General features: G+C 68.8%; 13 protein-coding genes. 10 read left to right on the top strand and 3 right to left on the bottom strand.

The window, feature by feature from the left end; all coding sequences use genetic code 11:
• Positions 1-211 precede the first annotated feature (211 nt).
• Entirely contained in the window at positions 212-679 is a 468-nt protein-coding gene (locus DK254_RS12350; protein WP_109933935.1) for a YbaK/EbsC family protein, read from the bottom strand.
• 252 nt (positions 680-931) lie between these two features.
• Between DK254_RS12350 and DK254_RS12345 the strand changes: the two genes are divergently transcribed.
• From DK254_RS12345 to DK254_RS12305, 9 genes are all read left to right on the top strand, one after another.
• Positions 932-4,462 carry an MBG domain-containing protein gene (locus DK254_RS12345; protein WP_109933934.1) on the top strand — a complete coding sequence of 1,177 codons (3,531 nt, stop codon included), beginning with the start codon at positions 932-934 and terminating at the stop codon, positions 4,460-4,462.
• A 1-nt stretch (position 4,463) separates the two neighbouring features.
• Complete coding sequence (locus DK254_RS12340) at positions 4,464-6,233, top strand: ShlB/FhaC/HecB family hemolysin secretion/activation protein (protein WP_109933933.1); 1,770 nt, start codon at positions 4,464-4,466, stop codon at positions 6,231-6,233.
• A gap of 213 nt (positions 6,234-6,446) precedes the next feature.
• A complete protein-coding gene (locus tag DK254_RS12335; protein WP_089394294.1) occupies positions 6,447-6,872 on the top strand; it encodes a YciI family protein in 426 nt (141 codons plus the stop codon).
• Positions 6,873-6,890: 18 nt separating this feature from the next.
• Positions 6,891-7,304 carry a VOC family protein gene (locus tag DK254_RS12330; RefSeq protein ID WP_109933932.1) on the top strand — a complete coding sequence of 138 codons (414 nt, stop codon included), beginning with the start codon at positions 6,891-6,893 and terminating at the stop codon, positions 7,302-7,304.
• Positions 7,305-7,588: 284 nt separating this feature from the next.
• Complete coding sequence (locus tag DK254_RS12325) at positions 7,589-8,437, top strand: CoA transferase subunit A (RefSeq protein ID WP_109933931.1); 849 nt, start codon at positions 7,589-7,591, stop codon at positions 8,435-8,437.
• The gene (locus tag DK254_RS12320) at positions 8,437-9,219 is read left to right on the top strand and encodes a CoA-transferase subunit beta (protein WP_109933930.1); all 783 of its coding nucleotides are present in this window, start codon (positions 8,437-8,439) and stop codon (positions 9,217-9,219) included. The genes DK254_RS12325 and DK254_RS12320 overlap by 1 nt, the downstream gene beginning before the upstream one ends.
• Complete coding sequence (pcaF, locus tag DK254_RS12315; protein WP_109933929.1) at positions 9,216-10,421, top strand: 3-oxoadipyl-CoA thiolase; 1,206 nt, start codon at positions 9,216-9,218, stop codon at positions 10,419-10,421. The genes DK254_RS12320 and pcaF overlap by 4 nt, the downstream gene beginning before the upstream one ends.
• A 152-nt stretch (positions 10,422-10,573) precedes the next feature.
• The gene (pcaD, locus tag DK254_RS12310) at positions 10,574-11,362 is read left to right on the top strand and encodes a 3-oxoadipate enol-lactonase (RefSeq protein ID WP_109933928.1); all 789 of its coding nucleotides are present in this window, start codon (positions 10,574-10,576) and stop codon (positions 11,360-11,362) included.
• 674 nt (positions 11,363-12,036) lie between these two features.
• Positions 12,037-12,300 (top strand): DUF2790 domain-containing protein, encoded by a 264-nt coding sequence (locus DK254_RS12305; RefSeq protein ID WP_109933927.1) that lies wholly within the window; start codon positions 12,037-12,039, stop codon positions 12,298-12,300.
• A 79-nt stretch (positions 12,301-12,379) separates the two neighbouring features.
• Here DK254_RS12305 and DK254_RS12300 read toward each other — a convergent pair whose 3' ends face one another.
• A complete protein-coding gene (locus tag DK254_RS12300) occupies positions 12,380-13,678 on the bottom strand; it encodes a phospholipase (RefSeq protein ID WP_109933926.1) in 1,299 nt (432 codons plus the stop codon).
• 204 nt (positions 13,679-13,882) lie between these two features.
• On the opposite strand from DK254_RS12300, the gene DK254_RS12295 reads away from it, so the two are divergent.
• Complete coding sequence (locus DK254_RS12295; RefSeq protein ID WP_109933925.1) at positions 13,883-15,547, top strand: MFS transporter; 1,665 nt, start codon at positions 13,883-13,885, stop codon at positions 15,545-15,547.
• 248 nt (positions 15,548-15,795) lie between these two features.
• Here the strand turns inward: DK254_RS12295 and DK254_RS12290 are convergent.
• Positions 15,796-16,107: adenosylcobinamide-GDP ribazoletransferase (locus DK254_RS12290; protein WP_177412057.1), on the bottom strand; the 312-nt coding region annotated here is incomplete at its 5' end.

Raw genomic sequence — 16,107 nt, 5'->3', positions numbered from 1 at the left:
AGGCTGTGGCATGTGCGGGGGCTACCTCTGGAATGCGATGGCATCGGGCCCGCGGTCGGGCCCGTTCGCCAGAGGCGTTGCACAAGCTGTGCCGGCTTTAGAAAGCCTTATGGATCAGTGAGTTGCGTATCGGTGGCGACAGTTGCCTGTCCGTCTGCGGACACAGTGTCGAGCCACTGTTGGCTGGGCAACAGTGGCGGGCCGGGCGGCTTCAGGCCGGTTCCTGGCAGACGTCCACCCAGTCGGCCTCGACCAGGCTGGCCAGGCGTTCCGGGGCGATGCGCACGGCGCTGTGCAGGGCGCCGGCCGCCGGCAGCACCTCGTCGAAGGCGCGCAGCGACACGTCGCAGTACACCGGCAGCGGGCTGGCCAGGCCGAAGGGGCAGACGCCACCCACCGGGTGGCCGGTCAGTTCCACCACTTCCTCGGCGCCGAGCATCTTCGCCTTGCCGCCCAGGGCTTCCTTGAGCTTGCGGTTGTCCAGGCGGGCGTCGCCGCGGGCGACCACCAGCACGGTGCGCTCGCCCACGCGCAGGGACAGCGTCTTGGCGATGCGCCCCGGTTCCACGCCGTGGGCCTCGGCGGCCAGGGCGACGGTGGCGGTGCTGGTGTCCAGTTCGATGATGGCGATGTCGGGGGCCTTCTCGGCGAAGAAGGCGCGGACCGATTCCAGGCTCATGCAGGGGCTCCTTGCTCGGGGATTTCTCGGGAACAGGCCAATCTAGGGCCTGGGGTGGCGGGCGTCCAGCTTGCTGGCGCCGTGGTCATGGATTCGTTTCTTTCGAACAATTCCGACGGTTCATTCAGCTCTTGTTTATTGACAAATCTAAAAATCCTTGACCAAAGGCAGACTCATTTACAGAAATGATCGATAGCTTCCTAACTATCAGCGGCGCCATCAGAGGGCCGCACGACGAAGGAGGCAATCCTCATGAACCTCGTTTCCCATTCGCGCCGGCCGACCCGGCGGCGCCTCGCGGACTACCCGCTCAAGCGCCTGCTGCTGGCCATGGCGCTGGCCGCAGGCAGCGCGCAGCTGGCCCTTGCGGGCGAGCTGCCGCAGATCCAGAACGTGGTGCAGGGCGCGGTGAACATCTCCCAGGACGGCTCGTCGATGCAGATCCAGACGCAGACCGGCCGAACCGCCATCGACTGGAAGAACTTCAGCATCGGCGCCGACAACAAGGTGCACTTCCAGCAGCCGGACGGCAGCTCCATCACCCTCAACCGCGTTACCGGGGCCAGCCCCTCGGCGATCTACGGCATGCTCACCTCCAACGGCAAGCTGATCCTGCTCAACCCCAACGGTATCTGGTTCGGCCCCAACTCGCGGGTTTCCACTGCCTCGCTGGTGGCCGGCGCCGGACGGGTGACCGACGAGCAGATCGAGCGCTTCCGGCAGACCGGCAAGCTGGACATCGACCTCACCGGCAAGGTGGCCAACCACGGGCAGATGGTGATGAGCGGCGAGAACGCCGTGGTCGCGCTGCTCGGCGCCGAGGTGGAGAACACCGGGCTGATCCGCGCGCAGAAGGGCCGCGCGACCCTGGCCAGCGGCCCGCAGGCGACCATCGACTTCAGCGGCGACGGCCTCATCAGCCTGGCCGGCGACCCCCATGGCGACGTGAAGGACGACCTCAGGGGCGGCGTGCACAACAGCGGCGTGATCGACGTCGGCGGTGGCTCGGTGGTGATGAGCGCGGCCCGCGCGGCGCGCCACCTGGACTCGGTGATCAGCCTCGGCGGCGCGGTGGTGGCCGACTCGGTGAGCGAGCAGGGCGGCAGCATCGTCCTCGGCAACGCCGAGCAAACCCGCGTGACCGGCAGCCTGTCTGCGCGTGGCAATGAAGGCGGCAGCATCAAGGTGCTGGGCGACAACGTCAGCATCGCCGACGGCGCGCGCCTCGACGCCTCGGGCACCGGCGGCAAGGGCGGTTCGCTGCTGGTGGGCGGCGGTTTCCGCGGCCAGGGCAGCGAGCCGCGGGCGCAGAACACCACGGTGGAGAAGGGCGCGCAACTGCGCGCCGATGGCGCCACCGACGGCGGTACCATCGTCGCCTGGTCCGACGGCCGCACCCATTTCGCCGGCCAGGCCAGCGCCCGCGGCGGTCAGCGTGGCGGGGTGGTGGAGACTTCCGGCAAGCAGTTGCAGGTGACGGCCGATGCCAAGGTCGACACCGGCGGCAGCCAGCGCGCCGGCACCTGGCTGCTGGACCCGCAGACGGTGACCATCGACGAGGCCGGCGGCGCCGACGCAGTGGCCGCCAGCACCATCGTCGAGGCGCTGAAGACCGGCAACGTGGAAATCAGCGCCAGCGAGCGGATCAACGTCAATGCGCCGATCATCGCCAGGCAGGTCTGGCAGACCGTCGACGCCCAGGGCAACCCCACCGGCGGCACCCTGGCGCTGATCGCCGCCGGCAACCCGACCCAGGGCCGCGGCTACGTGGACGCCAACGGCAACCGCGCCGACCTGCACGACGACAGCGGCTCGGTGTACATCAACGCGCCCATCCTGCTGGCCGGTGGCAACCTGTTCATCGCCGCCACCGGCGACGTGCGCCTGGTCAACAACACCCCCGGGCAGAGCGGCGACGCCGCCATGATGGCGCGCGCCATCATCGACGTCGGCGACGGCATCGTCTGGATCAAGACCTCCAACGTCGCCAGCGTCAGCCAGGACGCCGGCACCGCGATCAAGGCCGGGCAACTGGCGGTGGAAGGCGCCAGCGTGCTGCTGGACAGCGACCTCAACTTCGCCGGCACCCTGGCCGGCAAGGCCAGCAACGGCGTGTTCCGCTTCAGCCAGACCAACGCCAGCGGCACCACGTCCACCGGCACGGTCAAGTCGCCGTATTCCAGCGAGAGCCTCACCGGGGTGACGGCGCAGGAGCTGCGCTACGTCGGTTCCCGCGAGGTGGTGGCCGACACCGGCTCCGGCCCGGGCGACCTGCCGCTGGTGTTCGACCTGGGCGGCCAGTCGTTCGATTACCTGGTCTTCGAGGCGACCGGCTTCGTCGGCCCGGACGGCCAGCTGCTGTCGCCCGAAGTGCTGCTCAACTACCTGGACAGCTCGGACTACCTGGTGAACGGCATTTCCTTCAAGGTCGGCAACGAGACCTGGAGCTTCAAGCCCGACGCCAGCGACGCCAACCTGACGCAGTTCTTCATCGACGGCGTGCCGCAGGGCAGCCTGCCGCTCGGCTTCGCCCTCGATGCCAACGGCGGCCTGCAGGTGGTCTCCACGCTGCCAGGCACCACGGGCTGGGGCGTGGAGCCCTATCAGTACATTCCTGGCGCGGTGAACCAGGCCGAGGTGCAGCACAACGTCCAGGACGGCAGCAGCCAGCAGTTGATCATCAGCCTCGGGCAGAAGGTCGACCAGGTGCAGGTGACCCTCGGCTGGCTGATGGACGACGGCATCTGGAACGACCCGCCGGTGGATCCCAGCGGGCCCACTTCCAGCGTGCTGCGCGAGCGGGCCATCGTGCACTTCCTGTCCACCGAACAAGCCCCGGATTCAATCAGCCTGACCGCCCGCAAGGCCACGGTCGAGGTCGGCACCCAGGACGCCGGCCGCACCTACGGCGAGGCCAACCCCGGCTTCACCACCCAGGTGACGGACAACGCCGCGGCGGCCGCGGCCCGCGAAGTGGACAGCTTCGTCGACCGCCAGCTCGGCCAGGACCGCCTGGCGCTGAACACCCAGGTGGGCACGGCCGCCACCGAGCGATCCAACGTTGGCCAGTACGCCATCCAGACCTCCGGCAGCCCCGGCAGCCACATGTCGCAGCGCTACGAAGTGAACTTCGGCTCGGCGACCCTGACTATCGCCCCCGCGCCGCTGCGCGTGGTGGCCGACGACAAGGCCAAGCAGGCCGGCCAGGCCGACCCGGCGCTGACCTACCAGGCCAGCGGCTGGAAGTTCGCCGAGGACGCGCGTGACTTCACCCTGGCCCGCGAACCGGGCGAGGCGGCGGGCAACTACCGCATCTTCGAGCAGGACGGCACACGCCTGGTGAGCGCCAACTATCAGGTCATCTTCGTCGACGGCAACCTGCGCATCGACGGCCCCGTGGCGCCTGAACCGGGCCCCGAGCCGAAGCCCGAACCCGGCCCCACGCCCGAGCCGACGCCGGAACCGCCGCTGCCGCCGAGCCGCCAGCCGGTCACCAGCAGCGGCCTGAACGCCGGCACCACCAGCGAACGCTGCACACCCATCGAATCGCCGGCCTCGATCATCGCCAGCGACACCGTGAGCCCGGCGGTGGTGCGCAGCTACAGCGTGCAACTGGTGTGCAAGCCGCGCAGCTACGGCACGGCGGAAGAACAACTGCCGGACCGCATCGACCTCATCAACTATGCCAACAGCCTCATCGACGGCGACAGGTTCCGCCTGCCGGACTGGAACCGCGGAGTGATCCCGCGCGAGCTCGAGCTGAAGGCGAAGGAGGCCAAGTGATATGAACCTCTCCCACACCCCCCTGCGCCGGGCGCTTGCCCTGGCGATCTGCGCCGGCCTGGCCGGACCCCTGCTCCCGGCCGGCGCGGCCTCCCCGCAACCCTTCAAGGCCATGGACCCGGGCCGTGTCGAGATGCCCGGCGCCGACGGTCGGCGCAGTTCGCCCAACGACATGCCCGGCACCCTGGAGATGGCGCCCGGCACCGTCAGCCCCCAGGGCCCGCTGATCGACGCCGACAAGACGCCGCAGATGCCGGCCACCAACAGCCGGCCCTTCCTGGTACGCGAGGTCGTGCTGGAAGGCTCCACCAGCTATCCGCCGAGCACCTTCCGCCCGCTGCTGGCCACCCTGGAGGGACGCAAGGTGACTCTCGCCGAAGTCAACGCGGTGGCCGCCAAGATCACCCGCCGCTACCGCGAAGCCGGCTTCCCGCTGGTGCGCACCTTCGTCCCGGTGCAGCGCCTGGACGAGGGCGTGCTGCGCCTGCGGGTGGTGGAAGGGCGCATCAACCAGGTGGAGATCCAGGGCGAATCCAGCCGGGCCATGCGCGCCTACGCCGAGAACATCCGCCAGGAAGCGCCGCTCAAGCGCTCGACCCTGGAGCGCAACCTGCTGCTGATGAACGACCTGCCGGGCAACCAGGTACACGGCACCCTGTCCGCCTCGCCAGTGCGCGAAGGCACCGACCTCACCGCCGACAACAGCGAGTTCAAGCGCTGGGACGGCTTCATCGGCGCCGACAACCGCGACAGCCGCTACTTCGGCCCCTGGCAGGCCTACGGCGGCGTCGGCCTGAACAACCCGCTGGGCCTGGGCGACCGCCTCTCGGTGCGCTACGGCCACTCCCTGGAAGGCAACGAGATGGCCTTCTACGAGGGCCAGTACGAGCTGCCGGTCAACGCCCAGGGCACCACCCTGAGCCTGCTCGCCCAGCACAGCGACGGCCACGCCGACACCTTCAGCTTCCTCAACGCCAAGAGCAGCGGCGATACCTTCGTCGCCCGCCTGACCCACCCGTGGATCCGCTCGCGGGCGGAGAACTTCAACACCTCGGTGGCCTTCACCTGGTTCAACGGCAAGTCGCGCTACTTCGACGAGCCGGACCTGCCGCCCTCCAGCGACGACCGCATCCGCGCGCTGCGCGTGGGCGCCAGCTACGACTTCGTCGACCAGTACGGCGGTCGCAACCTGTTCAAGGCCGAGCTGAGCCAGGGCCTGGACGTCATGGGCGCCAGCCACGAGTCGCGGCTCAACCCCTCGCGCTACGAGGGCCAGACCGACTTCACCAAGCTACAGTTCGACGCCCAGCGCCTGCAGGACATGAGCTGGATCACCGAGGGCCTGAACCTCTACCTGGCCCTGACCGGGCAGACCAGCTTCGGCGACGCGCTGCTCACCCCCGAGCAGTTCGGCGTCGGCGGCAGCCAGTTCGGCCGTGGCTACGACCCCTCGGAAATCGCCGGTGACAAAGGCCTGGCCGGCAAGGTGGAGCTGCAGTACAACCGCTACCACGAGTTCTTCCGGCACCCGGTGCCGACCCAGTACTACGGCTACTGGGACGTGGGCAAGGTATGGAACGAGAAGCCGCGCTACGTGAACTCCGAGAGCCTGGCCTCGGCCGGCTTCGGCGCGCACTTCCAGGTGGCCAGCGACACCTACGTGAGCCCGGAACTGGCCTTCCCGCTGACCCGTTCGGTGTCCGCCGAGGAACTGCACGACAAGAACGGCAAGTCGCCGCGCTTCTACCTCAACCTGCTCAAGCTGTTCTGACCCTCCCTCCGCCTGGTGGCCAGGTGCCACCGGGCGCATTCGTCGCGCCGGCTTGTACCCTCGCGCTCCCTGTCTATCGTTCTTCCTGCCATTGCCGCCCCGACGGTGCCGACGAACGGTCGGCGCCGCTGTCGATTGCGCCACCCGCGCATCGACTAACCGGCAGAGCGGGGCAGTGGGCCCACTCGACTTCACGAGAAGAGGAGAACCACCATGCGCTTCATGGCGATAGTCAAGGCCACCGCCGACTCCGAGGCCGGCGTCATGCCCTCCGAAGAGCTGCTGGCGGCCATGGGCAAGTTCAACGAGGAACTGGTGGCCGCCGGGGTGATGCTCGCCGGCGAGGGCCTGCAGCCCAGCGCCAAGGGTGCCCGGGTGCGCTTCGACGGTGCCTCGCGCACGGTCATCGACGGCCCCTTCGCCGAGACCCGCGAGCTGATCGCCGGCTTCTGGCTGCTGCAGTGCGATTCGCTGCAGGAATGCGTCGACTGGATCAAGCGCTGCCCCAGCCCCTTCGACGGCCCGTCGGAGATCGAGATCCGCCAGGTCTTCGAGGCCGAGGATTTCGGCGACGAATTCACCCCGGAACTGCGCGAACAGGAAGAACGCCTGCGCGCCCGCATCGCCGGCAAAGACTGAACCGGCAGGAGACTCCAGATGAAAATCCAGGCCTACCTGATCTTCGATGGCAACTGCGAGGCAGCCTTCAACCGCTACGCCCAGGTGCTCGGCGGCAAGCTGCCGATGCTGATGCGCTTCAAGGACGCCCCGGACATGGGGCAGATTCCGCCGGATGCCGCCGACCGCGTGATGCACGTGCGCCTGGAGGTGGGCGACCAGGTGCTGATGGGCTCGGACAACTGCCCGCCGATGCCCTACGAGGGCACCAAGGGCGTGTCCGTTTCCCTGCAGGTGGACAGCAAGGCCGAGGCCAGGCGCATCTACGACGCCCTGAGCGAGGGCGGCCAGGTCACCATGGAACTGCAGCAGACCTTCTGGGCTGCCGCCTTCGCCATGTTCACCGACCGCTTCGGGGTGCCCTGGATGGTCAACTGCGAGCAGGATCGCTGACTGCGGATGCTCCCGGGACGTAGGGCGTATGACGCTCCGCGTCATACGCCGTTTGGCCTTGGTTTCAGGCAGCGCCGAATTCGGCCTTGGCGCCACCGGTGATCGCGGTGAATCGGCGTACAACCGCGAACGGTTGTATGCCCTACGCCCAGGCATCCATGGCAGTAGAAGTGTTCGATAACCGCACCGATAGTCGATAATCGCATTGTTTGGTCCCGGTGGCCGGCGCTACTGTCTTGCCCATCGGCATCCCCGGATGCCCTGGACCCAAGACGAGACCGACAATGGCTGAACTCCTGACCCTCCGCGAAGCGGTCGAGCGTTTCGTGAACGACGGCGATACCGTCGCCCTCGAAGGCTTCACCCACCTGATCCCCACCGCCGCTTCCCACGAGCTGATCCGCCAGGGCAAGAAAGACCTGCACCTGGTGCGCATGACCCCCGACCTGGTCTACGACCTGCTGATCGGCGCCGGCTGCGCGCGCAAGCTGACCTTCTCCTGGGGCGGCAACCCCGGCGTCGGTTCGCTGCACCGCCTGCGCGACGCGGTGGAGAAGGGCTGGCCGCGGGCGCTGGAGATCGACGAGCACAGCCACGCCGACCTGGCCAACTCCTACGTGGCCGGCGCCTCCGGCCTGCCGTTCGCGGTGCTGCGCGCCTACGCCGGCTCCGACCTGCCGAAGGTCAACCCGAACATCAAGTTCATCGAGTGCCCCTTCACCGGCGAGCAACTGGCCGCCGTGCCCTCGGTGCGCCCGGACGTCACCGTGATCCACGCGCAGAAGGCCGACCGCAAGGGCAACGTGCTGCTGTGGGGCATCCTCGGCGTGCAGAAGGAAGCCGCCCTGGCCGCCAAGCGCTGCATCGTCACCGTCGAGGAAATCGTCGACGACCTCAACGCGCCGATGAACGCCTGCGTGCTGCCGACCTGGGCGCTGTCCGCCGTCTGCCACGTGCCTGGCGGCGCGCACCCGTCCTACGCCCATGGCTACTACGAGCGCGACAACCGCTTCTACCAGGCCTGGGACCCGATCGCCCGCGACCGCGAGAGCTTCACCGCCTGGATCGACACCTACATCCGCGGCACCCAGGATTTCAGCGAGTTCCAAGCCAAGATCGCGGAGGGCAAATAATGAGCGCCTACAGCACCAATGAAATGATGACCGTGGCCGCCGCCCGCCGCCTGAAGAACGGCGCCGTGTGCTTCGTCGGCATCGGCCTGCCGTCCAAGGCCGCCAACCTCGCGCGCCTGACCTCCTCGCCGGACGTGGTCCTGATCTACGAATCCGGCCCCATCGGCGCCAAGCCCAGCGTGCTGCCGCTGTCCATCGGCGACGGCGAGCTGGCCGAGACCGCCGACACCGTGGTGCCCACCGGCGAAATCTTCCGCTACTGGCTGCAGGGCGGGCGCATCGACGTCGGCTTCCTCGGCGCCGCCCAGGTGGACCGCTTCGGTAACATCAACACCACCGTCATCGGCGACTACAACTCGCCGAAAGTGCGCCTGCCCGGCGCCGGCGGCGCCCCGGAAATCGCCGGTTCCGCCAAGGAAGTGCTGATCATCCTCAAGCAGTCGCACCGCACCTTCGTCGACAAGCTGGCCTTCATCACCTCGGTCGGCCATGGCGAGGGCGGCGACCACCGCCAGCAGCTCGGCCTGCCCGGCAAGGGCCCGGTGGCGATCATCACCGACCTGTGCATCATGGAACCGGAAGCCGGCACCAACGAATTCATCGTCACCGCGCTGCACCCGGGCGTGAGCCGCGAGCAGGTGGTGGAGAACACCGGCTGGGCCATCCGCTTCGCCGAGCAGGTGATCGAGACCGTGGCCCCCACCGAGGTGGAACTGGAAGCCCTGCGCGCCCTCGAAGCCCGCACCGCCGCCGCCCATGGCCAGCAAGGAGGTGAGGAATGAGCCGCGAGGTCTTCATCTGCGACGCAGTGCGCACCCCCATCGGCCGCTTCGGCGGCGCGCTCTCGGCGGTGCGCGCCGACGACCTGGCCGCCGTGCCGGTCAAGGCCCTGGTCGAGCGCAACCCGCAGGTCGACTGGGCGCAGCTGGACGAGGTGTACCTCGGCTGCGCCAACCAGGCCGGCGAGGACAACCGCAACGTCGCGCGCATGGCGCTGCTGCTGGCCGGCCTGCCGGAAAGCATCCCCGGCGTGACCCTCAACCGCCTCTGCGCCTCGGGCATGGACGCGGTGGGCAGCGCCTTCCGCGCCATCGCCAGCGGCGAGGCCGAGCTGGTCATCGCCGGCGGCGTCGAGTCCATGTCCCGCGCGCCCTACGTAATGGGCAAGGCCGACAGCGCCTTCGGCCGCGGCCAGAAGATCGAGGACACCACCATCGGCTGGCGCTTCATCAACCCGCTGATGAAAGCCCAGTACGGCGTCGACGCCATGCCGCAGACCGCCGACAACGTCGCCGACGACTACCAGGTTTCGCGCGAGGACCAGGACGCCTTCGCCCTGCGCAGCCAGCAACTGGCCGGGCGCGCCCAGGCCGCCGGCTACTTCGCCGAGGAAATCGTCCCGGTGGTGATCAAGGGCCGCAAGGGCGAAACCGTCGTCGACACCGACGAGCACCCGCGCCCGGACACCACTGCCGAGGCCCTGGCCAAGCTCAAGCCGGTCAACGGCCCGGACAAGACCGTCACCGCCGGCAACGCCTCGGGCGTCAACGACGGCTCGGTGGCGCTGATCCTGGCCTCTGCCGAAGCGGTGAAGAAACACGGCCTGAAACCCCGCGCCAAGGTGCTGGGCATGGCCAGCGCCGGCGTCGCCCCGCGGGTGATGGGCATCGGCCCGGTGCCGGCGGTGCGCAAGCTGCTGGAGCGCCTGAACCTGGCGGTGAGCGACTTCGACGTCATCGAACTGAACGAGGCCTTCGCCGCCCAGGGCCTGGCGGTCACCCGCGAGCTGGGCATCGCCGACGACGACGCCCGGGTCAACCCCAACGGCGGCGCCATCGCCCTCGGCCACCCGCTGGGCGCCAGCGGCGCACGCCTGGTCCTGACCGCCGTGCACCAGCTGGAGAAGATCGGCGGCCAACGCGGCCTGTGCACCATGTGCGTGGGCGTGGGGCAGGGCGTGGCGCTGGCGGTCGAGCGCGTCTGAGGCTGTTTGCTGGGTTCCCGCGTTCGCGGGAATGACGCCGGCAAACGCGACGCTCGATCCGTCATTCCCGCGAACGCGGGAACCCAATAAACCTGCAACAATCTCGACGCCCGCACCCCAGCGGGCGCCGTACTGATCCACGGGAGCTCCCAATGCCTACCGTCAAACTCGCCGACGGCGACCTGAACTACCTCCTCGAAGGCCCGGCCGGCGCGCCGGTGCTGGTGCTGTCCAACTCCCTGGGCACCGACCTGCACATGTGGGACGCGCAAGTCCCGGCCTTCACCCAACACTTCCAGCTGCTGCGCTACGACACCCGCGGCCATGGCGCCTCGCTGGTCACCCCCGGCCCCTACAGCATCGAGCAGAACGGCCGCGACCTGCTGGCCCTGCTGGACGCGCTGAATATTGCCAAGGCCAGCTTCTGCGGCCTGTCCATGGGCGGCCTGATCGGCCAGTGGCTGGCGATCAACGCCCCCGGGCGCATCGAGCGCCTGGTGCTGTGCAACACCGCTGCGAAGATCGGCACCCCGGAAGTCTGGAATCCGCGCATAGACACCGTGCTCTCCGGCGGCGCCCAGGCCATGCGCGACCTGCGCGACGCCTCGATCTCGCGCTGGTTCACCGCCGACTTCGCCGAGGCCCAGCCGGCCAAGGTCGAGCCCATAGTGGCCATGCTGGCGCAGACTTCCCCCGAGGGCTACGCAGCCAACTGCGCCGCCGTGCGCGACGCCGACTTCCGCGAGCAACTGGGCAGCATCCGCGCACCGACCCTGGTGGTCTGCGGCAGCGGCGACCCGGTGACCACCACCGAGCATGGCCGCTTCCTGCAGGAACATATCCAGGGCGCCGAACTGGTGGAATTCCACGCCGCGCACCTGTCCAACGTCCAGGCCGGCGAAGCCTTCAGCGACAAGGTGCTGGCCTTCCTGCGCGCTTGATGCGGCTCCGCTCCACGCTCTTGTAGGAACTGTCTTGCAGCCTGCGCCGAGATGCTCTTCGTAGGAGCGAGCTTGCTCGCGAACAAAAGCGGTGCCATGCGGTTCGCGAGCAAGCTCGCTCCTACAGGTTGCCGGAAGGCGTGGCATTTCCCTGTAGGAGCGGACTTTGTCCGCGATTGGATTCACCCGCCACGCCGGACACCCCGATGGCACGGCCAACGGCGGATAACCGCGAACGGCTATTCGCCCTACGGTCAATTGCCTCTGCCACGCGGAACCATCCGGTGGCACGGTCGTAGGAGCGGACTTTGTCCGCGATAGCTGGAACCACCGGCGCGATTCGCGGATGAGATCCGCTCCTACAATTGGTGCATCCTGATACCCATTGCGCGATGGCCGCGACATGACCGCGCAGCGTCATCATGACCGCATGCGCCCCGCAAACCCCCGCCATTGCTGGATTATTGCCTTTTAGTACGAGGTATTTTTGGCTTCCGGGCATATGAATATGCCCGCCGCGGACCTACCATTTGCTTGCTGTTGAAGCGCGCCGCAACACCCAAGAACCCGATAGCTACATCCCCAAAGACATCTTCCCGATGAAGCCGCCGAACTTCGTCCTGGCCACGTGCGCCCGGATGCGGCTCCCGCTCGGGAAAAAGGCAGGAAAACTCATGAAAGCCCTAGTCGTTCTGGCCCTGGCCAGCTTCTCCACGCTCGCCCTCGCTGCGCAGGCGGACGATGCTGCCCAACCTCAGAGTCCGGCAGTGGAGCAATACACCTACGGAATGAACCTGGACGTCGCCCACGTGGTTTCCACCACCGACGTCTCCAACCAGTGCGGGATAGTGCCCGCGCAGATGACCTACGAAGACTCGCAAGGCCAGCGCCACACCATCGAGTACCAGGTCTGGGGCAACGGCTGCACTGGCGGCTAGGCCCATCCGACGCCACCGCGAAGGGTCCACGCCCCCTTCGCGGCGCGTTGCTCCTTCCCTTCCCTCCCCTCGCCCTTCCCTAAGGCTGCAGCACCGACCTCGCCAGGTTGCGGCTGTGCGCCCCGAACGCCCGGATCAACGCCAGCAACTGCTCGTCCAGCTGCGCATCGTGCTGCAGCGGCGCCACCTCGTTGCCGGCGCTGAAACCGACGCCGGCATCCGCCGGGATCGTTGCCAACCAGTGACCGATCGCCGCATCGAAGGCCGCCGCATGGGCGTGGGATTCGGCCGCCACCACCTCCCGCGGGTAATCGGCCGAATACGCCGGGTAGCCGCCGTCGCCGGAGGCATCGGCATAGGCGGCCAGCAGCGCCGAACCCTGCGGCTTGCGCAGCGACTCCAGCAGCCAGTCCAGCTGGTAGCGCTCCACGCCCAGGTGGCGGCTGGCCACGCGGCTGATGGCGGCCTTCTTGTCGGCATCCAGGCCGGCCAGTGCCTTGAGCGCCGTCCACAGCATGCTGGCGGTGGTTTCGCCGGGCAGCGGGGTGCTGTGGTAGGGCTGCGTCAGGTCCTGGACGTAGTGCATCGACCAGCCGAGGAAGCGGTAGCCCCAGTACGGGTGGCCATGTTCGAAGGCGTAGCGCGCCAGGCCATGGAACTGGTAGGCGCGCCACTCAGGCCAGCTGCGCTGCAGGTAGGGCGCACCGGCGAAGATGATCGCCGACTCGTGGTAGAAGCCCATGTGGAACGGCGCCTGGGAGCTGAACTCGTAGCCCGGGTCGCCGAACGGCTGCGGGCCGAAGCCGTAGCGCTGACCGGCCGCGCCGGGGTTGTCGCTGAACAGGTGGATGTCGTGGCCGAAGTCCGGCTCGTCGCTGGCGCTGGCCAGCACCGCCAGGGCCGGGACCGGCTCGCCCGGCTGCAGGGCGATGAAGCGCCAGCGCGCCCAGCCGGAAAGGTCGTGGAACACCAGGACGTCCGAAGCCTTCAGGTGCGCCCGTGCCGGCTGGTCGCGGCCCGGCGCGGGCTGGATGGCGTTGGCCAGCTTGACCTCGGGGTTCAGGCGCAAGGCGCCGAGGAAGGCCTGGCGCAGGTCCTGCTCCGTGCCGCTGAAGCGCAGCGCGTCGGGGCGCGCCGGGTACTGCCGGAAGTGCTCGCGGGCGAAGCGTTCCTGCTCGTCGAGCAGGGCCACCAGGCCCTCGCGCTCGGCGGCGAGGAAGGCCTCCAGCGGCTCCATGGGCACCGCCGGCGCATGGGCCACGGCCGGCAGTTGCGCCAGGGCCTGGTAGCTGCCCAGGGCATGGTTGGACCAGGCCCACAGGCAACGCGGCAGGATCAGCAGGGCCAACAGCAGGACACAGCGCAGCAGGTGGTTCATGGGGCTTCCACTCTTGTCGGTCGATGCCGCGCAGCCTAGCAACCCGCACGCCGCGAAGCACTGTCGCACGGGGCCAGCACGATTCACCGATAAGGCCAGGCTGACCATCATCAATGGCGCCCCCGGAGCCAGCCACTACACTTGCCGGGCATGACCTGCCGGCATAGCGCCGTTGCCGCCGGCCACCGCAAGAAGGCGTTCCCCATGCTGCAATCCGTTTCCCCCAAGCACGACCTGCCGCTGAAGAACGAAGCCGACCCCCAGCGCAGCGGCGTGCTCGCCCCGTTCAGCATCGCGGCCTTCCGCATCATCTGGATCTGCAACCTGTTCGCCAACCTGGGCACCTGGGCACAGTCGGTGGCCGCCGCCTGGGTGGTCACCGAGGCCCACGCCAGCCCGCTGATGGTGGCGATGATCCAGGTCGCCTCGGCGTTGCCGCTGGTGCTGCTGTCGATCCTCTCCGGGGTGCTGGCGGACAACCACGACAGGCGCAAGATCATGCTCATCGGCCTGTCCATCGAGCTGTCCGGCGCGGCCCTGGTGACCGTGCTGGCCTTCTTCGGCTACCTCGACCCGCTGCTGCTGATCCTGTCGATCCTCTGGCTGTCCCTGGGCAGCTCCATCACCATCCCGGCCTGGCAGGCGGCGGTGAACGAGCAGGTGCCGGCGCGCCTGGTGGGCGATGCGGTGCTGCTCAACAGCGTCAACTACAACGTCGCCCGGGCGGTGGGCCCGGCCATCGGCGGCCTGCTGCTGTCGGCCACCGGCGCGCCCTGGGTGTTCCTGTTCAACTGCCTGTGCTACGCCGCGCTGATCTGGGCCATCTGGCAATGGCGCCGCGAGGTGCCCAAGCGCACCCTGCCGCCGGAGCACATCTTCGAAGGGGTGGTGGCGGCGCTGCGCTTCACCCAGTACTCCAGCGTCACCCGCCTGGTGATGCTGCGCTCGGCGGTGTTCGGCCTCTCCGCCAGCGCCGTCTGGGCGCTGCTGCCGCTGCTGGCGCACCGCAACCCGGACGGCAACGCCTCGGTGTACGGTTACATGCTCGGCGCCCTGGGCCTGGGCGCCATCCTCGGCAGCACGCTGGTGGGCCGCCTGCGCAGGGTGATCGGCACCAGCCGCCTGATCAGCCTGGGCGGCGGCACCCTCGGCCTGGTGCTGCTGATCCTCGGCGGCGTGGACAACCTCTGGGTGCTGTTCCCGGCGCTGATCGTCGGCGGCAGCTGCTGGATCGCCGCGGTGGCCAGCTACAACTCGGCGGTGCAGATACTGGTGCCGGACTGGGTCAAGGCCCGCGCCCTGGCGCTGTACCAGACGGCCCTCTACGGCGGCCTGGCGCTGGGCTCCTTCCTCTGGGGCCACTTCGCCGGGACCATGGGCGTGCAGGGCGCGCTGCTCGCCGCCGGGGTGCTGCTGCTGATCTCGGTGGCGCTGCTGTACAACTCGCGCCTGCCGGAGCTGAACCCCGGCAGCATCGCCCGCGCCCCCGGCACCCTGCCGGGGGAGCCGACCTTCGTCTTCGACACCCAGCGCGGCTCGGTGCTGGTGACCATCGAGTACCGCATCCCGGCCGAGCGCACCCGCGACTTCGTCCGCGCAGCCAAGCCGCTGCGCCGCCTGCGCCTGCGCAACGGCGCCGAACGCTGGGCGCTGTACCGCGACATCAGCGACAAGGAGGCCTGGCAGGAGGTCTTCCTGGTGGACAACTGGATCGCCCACCTGCGCATGCTCGACCGCATGACGCTGGAGGACAAGACCATCATCGACACGGTCACCAGCCTGCACGCGGGCGACGCGCCGCCCAGGATGAGGCACGGGGTGAGCTATGAGTCGGGGAGCTACGAGGCGCCGCCGGAGACGTTGGGGTGAGGGTGTTCGCCTGGGGGTGAGGTGCCCGGCGGGAAGTCCGCTCCCTCTCCCCAGCCCTCTCCCTGAAGGGAGAGGGAGCTTGTCCGTGCCGAGAGAAGGAATGGCTTCAGCCGGAAACCCTCAGTGTTGCCGGCTGACTCAGGAATATCCAAGCGCTCCGAACGGTCCCCTCTCCCTTCAGGGAGAGGGTTAGGGAGAGGGCCGGCGCTCACCCGACACACCGGCCTAACCGACTGATTGCCTCGGCCCTAGATCGCCAACGCCACCAGCACCGCGCACTCCACCAACTCCACCAAAGCCCCCGCCGTATCCCCGGTGGTGCCGTCCAGCCTCGCCATCAGCCGGTTGCGCCACCAGAGGAACACCGCCAGGGCCACTACCAGCGCGACCAGGCCACTGAGGCCGGTCAACGGCATCAGCGCGGCGTTGAGCGCCAGCATCCAGGGCAGCGCGCGGCGCGGCAGGTGGTCGGCCAGGGCCTGGCCGAGGCCGCCGGGGCGGGCGTAGGGGGTGGTGAGGAACAGCAGCGGCAGCGCCACCCGCGCCAGCCACGGCGCCAG

The sequence above is a fragment of the Pseudomonas sp. RW407 genome, assembly GCF_003176655.1.
Taxonomy (GTDB): Bacteria; Pseudomonadota; Gammaproteobacteria; order Pseudomonadales; family Pseudomonadaceae; genus Pseudomonas; species Pseudomonas delhiensis.
This window is presented reverse-complemented; position numbering and strand designations above follow the sequence as displayed.